Source organism: Dokdonia sp. Asnod2-E02 (assembly GCF_045063915.1).
Classification (GTDB): domain Bacteria; phylum Bacteroidota; class Bacteroidia; order Flavobacteriales; family Flavobacteriaceae; genus Dokdonia.
Genome location: NZ_JBEFNX010000005.1, coordinates 885,058 through 899,619, shown reverse-complemented (window position 1 = coordinate 899,619; position 14,562 = coordinate 885,058). Strand labels below are relative to the sequence as shown.

The window sequence follows — 14,562 nt, the reverse complement described above, 5'->3', positions numbered from 1 at the left end:
TTATCAAACTATTAGAGAATTGGTAATGCTATTTAAAATAAAAAAAGGCTCTAAACCTAAGTTTAGAGCCTTTTACGTATATAATTAAGAGTGTTTAAGCGTCTATGTTTGCATAGATAGCATTCTTCTCGATAAACTCACGGCGAGGTGGTACCTCGTCACCCATAAGCATAGAGAATATTCTATCTGCCTCTGTACCATTATCTATGGCAACCTGGCGTAGCGTTCTAAACTCAGGATTCATAGTTGTATCCCAAAGCTGCTCTGCATTCATCTCTCCAAGACCTTTGTATCGCTGTATAGATACACCTTGATTCCCTAATCTATCTGCTATCGCATCACGTTCTTTATCATCCCAAGCATATTGCTTTTTCTGACCTTTTTTAACCAAGTATAATGGTGGTGTTGCGATGTATACAAAACCTTTTTCTACTAGCTCTCTCATATAACGGAAGAAGAAAGTAAGAATAAGAGTAGAAATGTGACTACCATCTACATCGGCATCACACATAATAACTACTTTGTGATATCTAAGTTTTGAAAGGTTAAGTGCTTTACTATCTTCCTCCGTACCTATAGTTACACCAAGAGCGGTGAAGATATTTTTAATCTCTTCGTTTTCAAAAACTTTATGCTGCATTGCTTTCTCAACGTTCAAGATCTTACCACGTAGTGGTAAAATGGCTTGAAACTCACGGTCACGACCTTGCTTAGCCGTTCCACCTGCCGAGTCTCCCTCAACAAGAAATACTTCACAAACTGCAGGATCTGTTTCAGAACAGTCAGATAATTTTCCAGGTAAACCACCTATACTCATCACCGTCTTACGTTGCACCATCTCACGCGCTTTCTTTGCTGCGTGACGAGCTTGAGCTGCAAGAATTACCTTTTGAACAATGGTCTTAGCATCATTCGGGTTTTCTTCCATATAGATCTCAATCATCTCTGCCACTGCTTGAGATACTGCAGATGTAACCTCACGGTTACCTAGTTTTGTTTTAGTTTGCCCTTCAAATTGTGGCTCACTAACCTTTACAGAAATAATAGCTGTAAGACCCTCACGGAAATCATCTCCCGCAATGTCAAACTTAAGTTTATCTAGCATTCCAGAGGCATCTGCAAATTTCTTGAGTGATCCCGTAAGACCACGACGAAAACCTGCAAGGTGTGTTCCTCCTTCGTGTGTGTTAATGTTGTTTACATATGAGTGTAAGTTCTCTGCATAGCTATCATTATAAATCATAGCCACTTCTACAGGGACACCATTTTTCTCTCCCTCCATAGAGATAACGTTCCCTATAATAGGGTTACGGTTACCATCTAAGAAACGTACAAATTCTGAAAGACCTTCATTAGAGTGAAAAGTTTCATTTTCAAACTCACCATCTTCTTTCTTATTTCGCTTGTCTGTAAGTGTTACAGTGATACCTTTATTAAGGTAAGCCAGTTCTCTTAATCTTGAAGCAAGCGTGTCATAATTGTACTCTGTAGTTTGCTGGAAGATAGAATCATCTGGAGTAAAGGTAACTTCGGTACCTGTAAAATCTGTATCACCTATAGCTTTTACTGGGTATAATGCTTTACCACGTTCATACTCTTGCTCCCATACTTTACCTTCTTTATAAACCGTAGCTTTAAGATGGTTAGAAAGTGCATTCACACAAGATACACCTACCCCGTGTAGACCACCAGAAACCTTATAAGAGTCTTTGTCAAATTTACCACCGGCACCTATCTTAGTCATTACTACTTGTAATGCAGATACGCCTTCTTTTTTATGAATCCCTACAGGGATACCACGACCATTATCTCGTACCGTGATTGAGTTATCCTCGTTAATAGTAACATCTATAGCGTCACAGTAACCTCCCATAGCCTCATCAATAGAGTTGTCTACCACCTCATATACTAAGTGGTGCAAACCTCTAACTCCTACATCTCCAATATACATCGAAGGACGCATACGTACGTGCTCCATTCCCTCAAGGGCCTGAATACTATCTGCCGAATATTGCTTTTTATTAGCGTCGTCGCTCATATTATAATTCTTAAAATATTGTCTAAAAACAAATATAAAGAAAGGGTCTCCAGAAAGGTCTTAAAAACCCTCGAAAACCCTTGAAGTTATTAACATTTTGTGGAAAAATACAAGCCTCTTTTTAGCGTAATTTGTGAGGTGCATTTTTACGCTTTCGCGAAAGCGGAATTATGATCTTTAAATATCTATAAAGCTTTAATTTTTCATCTCAGTTGGCGCATTGATCTCTGCCTCTGGCGGAATGCGTTTTGCAAGAAATAAAACCTGACCTAAGTGACTCGACTGGTGTTCCATTACGTGAAACCAGGCGTAGTAATTATTCATCCCATAACTAGGTACTTCTTCAAGAAGCCACTCGTCACTTGCAGACTTAAAAAGGGCTTTAGTGCGCTCTCTAACTTTTGTAAACTCCTCTAGATAATAGCTCACAGGCTTGCCTTTAAACTCCTCTTGAGCCTTTTTACCTAAGTCTAAGGCTAGTCCCCACTTTTTGGCTTCCTCTTCATTAAAGCCTCTGTTTTCAAATGTTCTTACTTGGTAAAATGCCTCTGCTGCAGCTAGGTGCATTACGAGTGCACCTATGCGATTTGCATTCTCATCGTGTAGATGATCTATCTCGTGCTGAGACATTCCTTTTACTCTATACTCAACTCGCTCTTTCAAATCATCTAGCATTGATATTAAAACACCTAGCTGTGGAGCATAACCATCTTCAGATTTAATTTCGGCTGGGCCAAAGTCCATAGTTTCGGTACCTTCTCCTGTTATCATCAGGGAGTGTGCTCCGGAAAAAGCATCGCTAGATGATTCTAGTGTGTACTCTAGTACAGAACTGCTGTTTGTGCCGCCTATACCTTCTGCCCAAGAATCTATTTTCTCTCCCTTTGCTGTTTTTTCAAAGTCGGCATTTCCTAGTGGAAAACCTGTCATTATGCCGTTACTGTCCTCTATTTGTAAAGAGAAGTTATCAAAATAGAACGTTCCATCAGATAGCATCAAACCACCTATAAGTAATCGTTCTGCATTTTTACCTATGGTTCCTTCAATGGTATATTCTTTCCACTCTGGATCTCTGATAGGTCTATCACCCATATTATCAAAAAAGCCGTTCTCATTATTCTTCATATCTACTCTGGCCCATAGTCCTGCCCAAGCTGTGGAGTCTGCAATTTCTGCCTTTACAGCTGCTTTAAGAATAAATTTGCGCTCCTGGTCCATACTCATATCTATAGATTGAGAAAAGGCCGTCCAGCTGTTTGATACTTGAGATTGCTGAGCTTTTGCAATAAATGCGCAGCAGAGTAATACGATAAGAGTTGGAATAAATTTCATTGGATTGACTTGATTGAGTTCTTACTGGCTTTATTAGTAGCAAGATAGGGGTTTTGTTACAAAATGATATGTTTGAAAAATCAATGATTAATCAGTACATCTTTGTAAATCATAGGATATTTGGATTTTGCAGAAGCATCATCTCTTAGTTGAGGATGATTATTGTAATCAGTTCTCAACTTATAGATAGCTTTTTTGTAACCTATCATAAATTCTAAATATTCTTCTACTGAAATATCTTGGTTAATGGAAAATACAAACGCAGTATTACTTTGTGCGCCTTCATAGATATATGAGAATATCGAATCTTCGATGGATGTCTTAGTGTTTTTAAATGAAGCAATATTTAAAGTGTCTACGTTTTTATCTAGTATAAATTCTTCAAAAAATCGGGGTGGTGGTGGAGGGGGAGGATAGTCCTTTGAGTTAGACCATTTGTTATAAAGTTCTTTAGATAATACAATATGACGTTTGTAATAAGTTTCTAATAGTGTCCCAGAGTTTGTAATTGTAATTAATATATTATTTGCATTGATTAATAGAAGTTTGTCAAATAATGTGTCTAGTTTATTCCATTTGATAGATTTATCAATATAGAAAACAGCATCATATCTATAATGAGATTGTTTAGATTCTAGGATAGACATCTGGACGTCGTGATAAGTCAAGAAACGATCCCATCCAAAAAATTTGATACTATCATTCTTCTCTGTGACTTTAAATCTAATTTGATTCTGATGTGAATCCATAAATATGTCTTCACTATACTCGATCTCAAGTTTAAATTCTGGAATATTTGCAAATGATCCAGTTATAGCTTGAAGATTGCCTTGCTTATCATAAGTTTTTACGTTACTCAAAGCGATGATAAATACTAGTAGACTCAGTATAGCAAAGTGAATACTCATTTTTGCGATTGTATACCCTTTTAAAAATCTCCTTAGACTTTTTACTTGGTCAAAGAATAAAACTATGGGTAATAATGCTATTGCATAAGCAAACTCCTTAAATACTATGGAACTGTGGGATATTATAATGCTTCCTATTGTGAGGACTAAAATCTTTAAAATCCAGAATATTGCAGTTGGGGTAAGAGCACTTTGGTCATTTATAATTCTCCTTCCAGCTTTTCTTTTTTGACTATTTCTGTCAGTTCCAGAAAAAATAAAAGCTATGCTAATTGTGTTTCCTAGCGCGACAGAAATTGAAGAAAAGAATAGCGCAATATAATTCCGTGTATCTGTATCTAGAGTATTATCTGCGTTATATACAAATGCTAAGTGTACGCTTCTCAGGAGTATAAAAAGATACTGCAAGAAGTAATAGAAGATAACAGCGGTTAAAATCCCTAAAACAATACCTAATAAGAATTTTCTTTTTGAGAATTCTTGTAGCGTTATTTTATGAAGAAATTTCTTTGAACCCAAATGTGTGTTGCTAGATTGTGTCCTAAGTTGGTAGTGATAAACTTGTAATTGTTACACCATCCCCTTAACCTCCTCAAAATCTAAGCCGCCATAATTCCCACTACTCATAAGCAGTATGGCTTTATTTTTAAGCTCTTGTTCAAATAGAAATGCTTTAAAATCTGCGGGGTCTGTAAATATGGTAAGGTCATCACGTTTAAATGCTGCTGCGATTTGCTGCGCTGTGATAGGTTCTAATTTTTTGATTTCGACAGCCTTTGGTGAGTAAAAAACCACCGCCACATCTGCAGCATCTAGTGCTCCTTGATATTCGCTTAAAAACTCAGGATTAAGACTGCTGTAAGTATGAAGCTCTAGGCAGGCTACAACAGTACGGTCACCATATTGTTCTTTTACGGCGCTTGTAGTTGCAGCTACTTTAGAAGGACTATGCGCAAAGTCTTTGTAAATAACCGTGTTTTTACTTTTGGCGATAAGTTCTAGTCGCTTGCTGGCTCCTGTAAAGGTTGAGATGGCTTCATAAAAATCTTCTTCTACAACACCCATATGCTGGCAGATCCATTTGGCACCGGCTAGGTTATTGAGATTATGTTTCCCAAAAACTTCTATAGGCATCGCACCATCTGGAGTTTCTAGTAGGGTCTCACCATCCTCTACCGTGTACTCAGGTGTTTGGTAAGGATATTTTTTAATGTGAGCAGTGGCATTCTCTACTACTTTTACCACATTTTCATCTTCGGTATTGTACACCATTGCACCACCGTTTGTCATTGAGTCTACAAAAATCTGAAACTGCTCCACATAATTGTCAAACGTGGGAAAGACATTAATATGATCCCAAGCAATACCGCTTAGTAGAGCAATATTAGGCTTGTATAAGTGAAATTTTGGTCTGCGATCTATAGGGCTACTCAGATACTCATCACCTTCTAGCACCATAAAATCTGCATCATCTGTCATTCTCACCATCGTGTCAAAGCCTTCTAGCTGTGCACCCACCATATAATCTACCTCTTTATCCCAGTAATGCATCACGTGCAGTATCATAGAGGTGATGGTGGTTTTACCGTGAGATCCTCCTATAACGACCCTAGTTTTGTCTTTTGCACGCTCATATAGATATTCTGGATATGAGTAAATGTTGAGACCTAGTTCTTGTGCTTTGAGTAGCTCTGGGTTGTCTTCTTTTGCGTGCATTCCTAAAATAACAGCATCGAGGTCGCTTGTTATTTTTTCTGGAAACCAGCCAAATGCTTCAGGTAATAGTCCATATTTTTCAAGTCGAGATTTTGACGGATCAAAAATCGTGTCGTCACTACCTGTTACGGTCTCCCCTTTGTGATGTAAAGCAAGTGCTAGATTGTGCATTGCGGCTCCACCTATGGCTATAAAATGAATGTTCATATGTTGTAAAAGTCTTTATCGTAAAAATAAGATTTCGATTCCAAATGTGCGAGTATTATAAGTTCTATTTTGAGTGTGAGTACGCTTTCGCGAAAGCGTAACAAAAACACTGTTACGACTGCAAAAAGGCGTTTGTTTATGCAGAAATATTGACTCTCTGCGAGTTGTCTGTACTGACATAACGACATTCTCAGTAAAAGGCACTATTTTTGTCTAACCGATACCAACGTTCTGCTTACGGAACACAGAAAACGCACAACCAAATGAGTTTCTTCAAGAAAATATTTTCAAAAGAAAAAAAAGAAACCCTTGATAAAGGGCTAGAGAAAACAAAAACGAGCTTCTTTGATAAGATGAGCAAGGCAGTTGCCGGAAAGTCTAAGGTAGATGATGATGTACTTGATAATCTTGAAGAAGTGCTTGTTACCAGTGATGTGGGTGTAAAAACCACGCTTAAAGTAATCACGCGTATAGAAGAGCGTGTGGCCAAAGATAAGTATGTAGGTACAGATGAGCTTAACAGGATACTACGTGAAGAAATTGCCGGTCTACTAAGTGAGACAAACACAGGTAACGCAACCGAATTTGAAATCCCATCGCAAAATAAACCACACGTGATTATGGTGGTAGGTGTAAACGGTGTGGGAAAAACAACTACTATAGGAAAGCTTGCTTACCAGTTTAAAAAGCAAGGTAAAAAAGTGGTGCTTGGTGCGGCAGATACGTTTAGAGCAGCAGCGATAGATCAACTGCAGGTGTGGGCAGATCGAGTAGATGTACCTATTGTAAAACAACAAATGGGAAGTGACCCAGCCTCAGTAGCCTTTGACGCACTAGAGAGTGGCGTAAAACAAGATGCAGATGTAATTATTATAGACACTGCCGGGAGATTACACAATAAGGTAAACCTTATGAACGAGCTTACTAAGGTGAAGCGTGTGATGCAAAAGGTAGTGGGAGATGCTCCTCACGATGTACTTCTTGTACTTGATGGTTCTACAGGTCAAAACGCCTTTGAACAAGCAAAACAATTTACAGCAGCTACAGAGGTGACTTCGCTAGCCGTAACAAAACTAGATGGTACCGCAAAAGGTGGTGTGGTGATAGGAATTTCTGATCAGTTTCAAATCCCTGTAAAATACATTGGAGTAGGAGAAGGTATCGAAGATTTACAAGTCTTTAATAAAGTAGAGTTTGTAGATAGTTTCTTTAAGTAAGCCTTCACTTTTTATGAAACTCGATTTTAGGTGGCTTCCAGAGCTTACGTTGCGCACCTTACGAGTGGTTGCTATTGGTTTCTTATTACTTAACCTGTATAGCGTCTATACAGCATACACTGCAGTTAGGAGTGACCTTGTGCCTAAATATTTAGCGCAGTACACCGCTTTTCCTCACTATATATTTATTGCCTTTTACAGTCTCATTATATTTTATATATGGAGAATCCTTAAAGGAGCGATTGCTTCACAATACTGGTGGGTACCCGTAATTGCGGTGATTATATTTGAGTCTACTAAGTTTTTTATCTACGGTTTCTTGATGTGGGTTAATCCTTTTCAATAATTAAGCTATTAGTTGATAACCTCCATTATTTTTTCCCATAAATCTGTATCAAAACCGGAAGGACCTAATAATGACTCTTCGGTTGCATCGCCTAGGCGTATTACTACCAGTCCTTCACTAGGTAAAACATATACTTTTTGATCATCTTTACCTAAACCAGCGATAAGGTCATCTGGAGCGGTAGGGATTAATTTTCCTGTAAATGTTGTCGTGGTGCCGGGTAGTCTATAGCTGTCTTGCCCATTAAGCCACCAGAGATATCCGTAAGCTTCATTAATATCTTGAGAAGGCGTTGTCATTTCTGTAAAGTATTCGGGATTTATTAATTGGTTTCCGTCCCAATTTCCTTCATTGAGCGTGAGTAGTCCAAAACGCGCCATACTTCGAGCTGTGCTAAAGTATAATCTAAAATAGCCAAAAGGCACCCAGGCACCCGTCATACCAGTTTGTGACTTAAGCTTATTGTCATAGTAGGTATTAAAATCATCGGGTACAGCTGCTGTTACCACGTCTTGTAATAAGGTGTAAAAAGCGTTATGATAGTACCACTCGGCACCAGCATCATTCAGGTACAGCAGACACTCAGGGTCAGAGCAGTTGGTATCGTCTACTGTATAGTCTCCTCCGCTGGTCATCGTGAGTTGGTTACGTATTGTTACCGCCGCTTCTTGTTCTGGAGTCATAGTAGTCCATCCCGTGCCTAGGTAATTGCTGGAAGCATCATTTATAGATAAGTAGCCTTCTTGTTGTGCAATACCTACGGTGTAAGCCGTGAGCGTTTTTGCAGCGCTATTCCAGCGATGGCTTGTGGTTTCGTCTGTATCTTGATAATAATTCTCTACTACTATTTTTCCATCTTTAAGGATGATAAAAGCTTTGCTGTTATTTTCTGCTACATAATCAGTAAGATCTTGTAAGGCTGTAAGATTCCAGTTAAGAGTAGACGGGCTTGTCACTTCCCAAGTGTCACCTGCGATAGGAGGGAAGTATAGATTATTAGTCTCGCCAGTATCATCTGGCTCTTCTGCGATGGTTTCGTCAGTTATAATAATCGTATCATCTGTAATGATTTCATTATCTGTAGTTGAACACGATAGACTTATAAGTAATAAGAAATATAGGTAACGCATCATTGAGGCTTTATGATAGGACTCTAAAATATAAAAAAGGATTAATGTAGCTCTCATAATTAAGGAATTGGCAGTTTTTAGAGCTATCAAAAGGTGTAAAATATCAAGGTGCTATTTACTATGTTATTTGGCTTATCTTTGCACTCCCTTAAAAGGAAGGCTATGCGTACAAAATCATTGAAGAAGAATAAGATAAACGTAGTAACTCTAGGTTGCTCAAAAAACGTTTATGATAGTGAGGTCTTAATGGGCCAACTTAAAGCAAATGAGATGGATGTTGCTCACGAAGAAGATGGTAACATCGTTGTGATTAACACCTGTGGTTTTATAGATAATGCAAAAGAGGAGTCTGTAAACACCATTCTTGAGTACGTAAAGCAAAAAGAAGAAGGTGATGTAGACAAGGTATTTGTTACAGGATGTCTTTCTGAGCGTTACAAGCCAGACCTTCAAAAGGAGATTCCAGATGTAGATCAGTATTTTGGAACAACAGAGCTACCAGGATTACTTAAAGCACTTGGAGCAGACTATAAACACGAGCTTATAGGTGAGCGTATCACAACTACACCAAAAAACTACGCCTACCTAAAAATAGCCGAAGGCTGTGACCGCCCTTGTTCTTTCTGTGCAATTCCTTTAATGAGAGGTAAGCACAAGTCAAAATCTATTGAACACCTCGTAGTAGAAGCAAAAAAACTTGCTGCAAATGGGGTGACAGAGTTAATCCTTATCGCACAAGATCTTACGTATTACGGTCTTGATTTATATAAAAAACGCAACCTAGCAGAGCTTCTTGAAAACCTTGTTCAAGTGGAAGGTATAGAGTGGATTCGTCTACACTATGCATTTCCTTCTGGATTCCCGGTAGATGTACTTGATGTGATGAAGCGTGAGCCTAAGGTGTGTAACTACCTTGATATTCCGTTGCAACACATTGCAGATCCTATCTTAAAATCTATGCGACGTGGTACAACAATGGCAAAGACAAATGCGTTGTTAGAACGCTTTCGCGAAAGCGTACCAGAGATGACCATAAGAACTACGCTTATTGTAGGATATCCTGGAGAAACCGAAGAAGATTTCCAAACGCTGAAGCAATGGGTAAAAGATCAACGTTTTGAGCGTTTAGGATGCTTTACATACTCACACGAGGAAAATACACACGCATATAATCTAGAGGACGATGTGCCAGAGGATGTAAAAATGGATCGTGCAAACCAGATTATGGAGATCCAATCACAAATTTCTTGGGAGCTCAATCAGCAGAAAATAGGGAAGGAGTTCAAGATTGTAGTAGACCGTAAAGAAGGAAACTTCTTTATAGGTCGTACAGAATTTGACTCACCAGATGTAGATAACGAGGTGCTAGTTGATGCGACTAAGTTTTATTTAAAAACTGGAGACTACGCAATGGTAAAAGTAACAGAGGCAGAAGATTTTGATCTGTATGCAGAGCCACTTGTAGCCCTAGAGCGACCACAAGCATTGCACGCAAAACGTGCTACCAAAAATAAGAAGTAGTAAATTAATTTACAAAAAGCCTTTTGGAACAAATGTTTTGAAGGGCTTTTTTGTGTGTAAGAGTTTGTTTGCAAGGCTTACATTTGTAGCACTAAAAAAGCCTTTTTTATGCGTATTATTTATCTAGTATTTTTTGCTTTTATCCTTATCACCTCTTGCAAAGAGTCTAATCAAACTGAGGTTGCCCCAGTAACAGAAAAGCCAGCAATAGCTGCGTCTACTACCAATGCATCACTCACTGCGATACAACTACCCTCTACAGGAAAATCTCATTTACCTAGACTTAAGTCGAGTGGCGGTAAATTACATATGACTTGGGTGGAGCAAGAAGACAAGATGGCAATTTTAAAATATGCTAGTTATGATAGTGCCAAGTGGAGCCAACCTAGAGCCATTACATCTGGAGATAATTGGTTTGTAAACTGGGCAGATTTTCCAGCCCTAGGAGTAAATGGTGATTACGTGCTTACTAATATCCTAGAAAAATCTGCAGAGGGCACTTATGATTATAATATAAAGCTTCAATTGTCAAAAGGCGATGCGGTTATTAAAGATGATTTCCTACTCAATACAGATGGCGTAGATGCAGAGCACGGATTTGTATCTATACAAGCATATGATGGAGGTTTTTATGCTACTTGGCTTGATGGTAGAAATACAAAAAACGAAGACAAGAGTAAAAACCAAATGACGCTCCGCAATGCCTACATAGATTTAGAGGGAAATATAACTCAAGATACAGAGATAGATAGTCGCGTTTGTGACTGCTGTAATACAGCAACGGCTATTACAAATAATGGACCGGTTGCCGTTTACAGAGATCGCTCAGACACCACACCAGAGATACGAGATATGGCAATTGTGCGATGGGTAGATGGAGCGTGGTCAAAACCTATGGTTATAGGTAATGATAATTGGGAACTTAACGGTTGCCCCGTAAACGGACCTGCAATAGCAACCAAAGAAGAAAATGTGGTGGTGAGTTGGTTTACTGCAGAGGGTGATGCTCCTAGAGTGCTCACGGCTTTTTCAAATGATAATGGAGCCTCTTTTGGAGGTGCAATCCGTATAGATAATGGAAACGCAATAGGTAGAGTAGATACAGATTTTATGAGTGATGGAAGCGCCCTCATCTCGTGGTTAGAACCAATGGGTGAAAACGTAGTGCTTCAAGTAGCCCGAGTATATGTAGATGGCACACACGATGCCCCAGTGACAGTAACCAATACCTCTGCCGAACGACAAAGCGGCTTCCCACAACTAGAGGTTGTAGGCGATTCGATTTTTGTCGCCTGGACAGATCTTAATGGTGACAACAGCAAGGTCAAGATGGTACGCTTTGAGATGGGATAGTCTGATTGCACCAATAACGTAACCCACCCACAACAGTGTCCCTCTTCCAAGAGGGAGTCAGGGAGATGTCCGCAAGAGTGAGTAAACAAACTAAAAATTTCTAACTCCAATTCCCACCCTTCAGGGCTGGGGAAAGGCATTGGAACAAAAAAAAATGCCCTGAAATACAGGGCATTTTTTTGTTTTAGTAAGTATTGAAACTACAACCTAAACTTCCCATTATTGGTCAAGAAAATAGCATTGGTAAAGAATAGCTTTCCATTATGCCAGAACGCTCTAAAAAGTGGGTCGTCTACCATATAGATAACGCTCCCGCGTCCCATACGTTCTTCTCCAAAAATAAGAGAGTTGCTTAGTTTTCCTTTTGCCGTTTCTCCTGCAAATCCTGCTACATTCTCTACCTCTTCAGGAATCCACGCAATGTTATAACCGCGGTCCAGGTATGAGTAGGAATTGCTTCCTAGCTTTAAACTGTAGTACGTGTCTGGATAGCCAAAGGCCATAGGGTGCGTCGTATCTACTTTAGTCTTAAAGATAGAACCTGTGATAAAGTTTGTGGTACTTGCATTCTCACGATCTGCATACGGAGTTAGGTTTTCTTTCTTGTCGCTTTTTTCGGTATCGCTGTTGCTGGTATTTCTTTTTATTGAAAATCCAGATTTGCCAGCGAGGCTTCCTACAGCATTTGCTAGTGCAATTACTTTACCGCCACCACGCACAAAATCTTTTACTTTATCAAGGTTACTTTCGTTAAGTACGCTTCCGTACCAGCCGCTAGGCATCACGAGTACATCAAATTCATCAAGATTTACACGCCCTAGCTTATCTGCATTTATAGAAGTCACTGGGTATTGTAATGTCTGTTCAAAAAAGTACCACGTAGCTCCATAACTCAATGATGAGGTTGCGTCTCCTTTAAGTAATGCAATCTTTGGCGGATTGATAAGCTTTACTTGTGACGACCCAAAATCTGGTCCAGAACTTGCAAATGAGGTTGTCGTAGCAGTAAGGGTTCTGTTATGCTTTCGCGAAAGCGTACTCAACACCTCATTAAAATCTTCACGTCCCAGATTATCACTTTTTGTGATGATTAAAGAACCGCGCTCGTAAGAAACTCCATTATTTACAAAGGGTTGCTCGCTAAAACGTACTCTAATGCCTTCCTTAAGAAGTGCCGCTAGAAACTGTGCATCATCAAGACTATTCCACTTCCCGATGTAGCCCGCTACATTTGTGCTTGCTGTGGTTATGTTTGTTTTAAAAGGGCTCGCGGCATTTGCTTTTACCAGTGAAGTACTTGCCACGGCATTAAGACCGTAAGCGTGTGGTAAATTCCACGCGGTGATATCATAAGTGAGCGGTGTGCTTAGTTTTGCATCTGGCTCAAAAAGTGCCTTTACCATCTTGCCCTTTGGCTGGTCGGTACTTATCACCATTGCTGTGTCATAGCTCATACTACCTTGACCGTTTGAGGTGTAGTTAAAACCTGTTGCCTTCCCGTTTGAGGCAAAGCCATAGTTTATCTCGTGCTTGTCCATTAAGTCGGCTAGCGCTTTGAGGTTATCTACATTACCAGAAAGCACGTAGCTTTTATATTTGAGATTGTTGTTATTAAAGTATGCTTTAAACTCTGAGTTGAGTTTTGCAGCATTTTTTACAGAAATCTCTACGGTAGAGAGCCCCGTGGTTTTGTGATGTGCTACACGATCTACTAGCGTGAGTTCATAACCTCGATCTGTGTCAATACCTAAACCGGCACGACCGTGACCAGCCTGCTCATAGGTCATCCCTATTGCTCCCATAAAGGTAGGGTAGGTGTCACCGTAAGAAGGGTAGAGTAAGTCAAAACTCTCTCTTGTAAAAAACAGCCAACCTTCCTTATCAAAATAACGCGCGTGATTTGCTCCTATTTGCGTTTGGAAATCCATCTGCCAGTCTGTGATAATCTCGTGATATGGCTCTGCTGCAGGAGCAAAATAATAAGGATTGTTTATTCCCTGCTCGTGAAAGTCTACGTGCACGTGTGGCATCCACTTATTATATACTTTTAATCGTTGTTGTGATTCTACTTGTGATGCCCACGCCCAGTCGCGGTTAAGGTCAAAAAGGTAGTGATTAGGTCTTCCTCCTGGCCACGGCTCATCGTGCTCTGCAGCTACTTGTGCTGGGTCGTAAGGTGTAGATGCTACTTGGTTAAACCAGTTTGCATAGCGATCACGCCCGTCTGGATTTACACAAGGATCCATAATTATAACGGCATCTTTTAACCATTCTTTTTTTGAAGTAATTAACTCATATAGTGTCACCATAGAAGCCTCTGTAGATGAAGCTTCATTACCGTGCACGTTATAAGAAAGCCAGACTATTGCCTTGTCTGCCGTACCAGAGTTGCCGGTGGCAATACCCGTTTGCTCCAGGTTTGCCTTGCGTATATTTTCTAGATTGCTATGGTTTGCGCTTGTGGTAATAACGGCATATGTAAGGGGTCTACGCTCGTTGGTTTTACCATATTCTTGATAGGTGACTAGGTCACTATTTTCGGCTACGTGTTCAAAGTAGCGCACCACGTCTGAGTGTCGTGAGAACTGCGTTCCTATCTCATAACCCAGAAATTCTGATGGAGATTGTACTTGAGCGGTAAGTAATGTTGTGAGAAATAAGGCGACAAAAAAGCTGTAGATTCTGAGCATTTGGTTGGTTTTAGCAAAAGCTAAAGCTATAAAAAGAGCTCGCCGCAAATCAGCGTTTTAACGTTTTTTTGGGAAAACTCGCAATTTATCAGAATTATCTTTAC

Annotated in this window: 10 protein-coding genes; 4 read left to right on the top strand and 6 right to left on the bottom strand. The window is 39.6% G+C overall.

Annotated features, from left to right (window positions below):
• Positions 1 to 94 precede the first annotated feature (94 nt).
• The 4 genes from gyrB to murC form a co-directional block, all read right to left on the bottom strand.
• Entirely contained in the window at positions 95 to 2,038 is a 1,944-nt protein-coding gene (gyrB, locus tag ACJJVM_RS03970; RefSeq protein WP_298352104.1) for a DNA topoisomerase (ATP-hydrolyzing) subunit B, read from the bottom strand.
• A gap of 195 nt (positions 2,039 to 2,233) precedes the next feature.
• Positions 2,234 to 3,370: a DinB family protein gene (locus ACJJVM_RS03965; protein WP_405210881.1), complete on the bottom strand. Its 1,137-nt coding sequence runs from the start codon at positions 3,368 to 3,370 to the stop codon at positions 2,234 to 2,236.
• Positions 3,371 to 3,450: 80 nt separating this feature from the next.
• Positions 3,451 to 4,797, bottom strand: coding sequence for a hypothetical protein (locus ACJJVM_RS03960; protein WP_405210880.1), 1,347 nt, complete (start codon positions 4,795 to 4,797; stop codon positions 3,451 to 3,453).
• A gap of 51 nt (positions 4,798 to 4,848) precedes the next feature.
• Positions 4,849 to 6,201, bottom strand: coding sequence for a UDP-N-acetylmuramate--L-alanine ligase (gene murC / locus ACJJVM_RS03955; RefSeq protein WP_405210879.1), 1,353 nt, complete (start codon positions 6,199 to 6,201; stop codon positions 4,849 to 4,851).
• A gap of 263 nt (positions 6,202 to 6,464) precedes the next feature.
• Between murC and ftsY the strand changes: the two genes are divergently transcribed.
• Together ftsY and ACJJVM_RS03945 are read left to right on the top strand one after the other, a co-directional pair.
• Positions 6,465 to 7,418: a signal recognition particle-docking protein FtsY gene (gene ftsY / locus ACJJVM_RS03950; protein ID WP_035327777.1), complete on the top strand. Its 954-nt coding sequence runs from the start codon at positions 6,465 to 6,467 to the stop codon at positions 7,416 to 7,418.
• Positions 7,419 to 7,431: 13 nt separating this feature from the next.
• Positions 7,432 to 7,764: a hypothetical protein gene (locus ACJJVM_RS03945; RefSeq protein WP_405210878.1), complete on the top strand. Its 333-nt coding sequence runs from the start codon at positions 7,432 to 7,434 to the stop codon at positions 7,762 to 7,764.
• Positions 7,765 to 7,772: 8 nt separating this feature from the next.
• Here the strand turns inward: ACJJVM_RS03945 and ACJJVM_RS03940 are convergent, their stop codons facing one another.
• Positions 7,773 to 8,897 carry a serine hydrolase domain-containing protein gene (locus tag ACJJVM_RS03940; RefSeq protein WP_405210877.1) on the bottom strand — a complete coding sequence of 375 codons (1,125 nt, stop codon included), beginning with the start codon at positions 8,895 to 8,897 and terminating at the stop codon, positions 7,773 to 7,775.
• Positions 8,898 to 9,056: 159 nt separating this feature from the next.
• On the opposite strand from ACJJVM_RS03940, the gene rimO reads away from it, so the two are divergent.
• A complete protein-coding gene (gene rimO / locus ACJJVM_RS03935; protein WP_405210876.1) occupies positions 9,057 to 10,415 on the top strand; it encodes a 30S ribosomal protein S12 methylthiotransferase RimO in 1,359 nt (452 codons plus the stop codon).
• Between the two features lie 108 nt (positions 10,416 to 10,523).
• Positions 10,524 to 11,768, top strand: coding sequence for a hypothetical protein (locus ACJJVM_RS03930; RefSeq protein ID WP_405210875.1), 1,245 nt, complete (start codon positions 10,524 to 10,526; stop codon positions 11,766 to 11,768).
• 200 nt (positions 11,769 to 11,968) lie between these two features.
• Here ACJJVM_RS03930 and ACJJVM_RS03925 read toward each other — a convergent pair whose 3' ends face one another.
• Positions 11,969 to 14,458 carry a M14 family metallopeptidase gene (locus tag ACJJVM_RS03925; protein ID WP_405210874.1) on the bottom strand — a complete coding sequence of 830 codons (2,490 nt, stop codon included), beginning with the start codon at positions 14,456 to 14,458 and terminating at the stop codon, positions 11,969 to 11,971.
• Positions 14,459 to 14,562 lie beyond the last annotated feature (104 nt).

Excerpts from the sequence above, each read along its gene's own strand:
- gyrB (WP_298352104.1), bottom strand. The coding sequence starts at position 2,038 with ATGAGCGACGACGCTAATAAAAAGCAATATTCGGCAGATAGTATTCAG.
- ACJJVM_RS03965 (WP_405210881.1), bottom strand. The coding sequence starts at position 3,370 with ATGAAATTTATTCCAACTCTTATCGTATTACTCTGCTGCGCATTTATT.
- murC (WP_405210879.1), bottom strand. The coding sequence starts at position 6,201 with ATGAACATTCATTTTATAGCCATAGGTGGAGCCGCAATGCACAATCTA.
- ftsY (WP_035327777.1), top strand. The coding sequence starts at position 6,465 with ATGAGTTTCTTCAAGAAAATATTTTCAAAAGAAAAAAAAGAAACCCTT.
- ACJJVM_RS03945 (WP_405210878.1), top strand. The coding sequence starts at position 7,432 with ATGAAACTCGATTTTAGGTGGCTTCCAGAGCTTACGTTGCGCACCTTA.
- ACJJVM_RS03940 (WP_405210877.1), bottom strand. The coding sequence starts at position 8,897 with ATGATGCGTTACCTATATTTCTTATTACTTATAAGTCTATCGTGTTCA.
- rimO (WP_405210876.1), top strand. The coding sequence starts at position 9,057 with ATGCGTACAAAATCATTGAAGAAGAATAAGATAAACGTAGTAACTCTA.
- ACJJVM_RS03930 (WP_405210875.1), top strand. The coding sequence starts at position 10,524 with ATGCGTATTATTTATCTAGTATTTTTTGCTTTTATCCTTATCACCTCT.
- ACJJVM_RS03925 (WP_405210874.1), bottom strand. The coding sequence starts at position 14,458 with ATGCTCAGAATCTACAGCTTTTTTGTCGCCTTATTTCTCACAACATTA.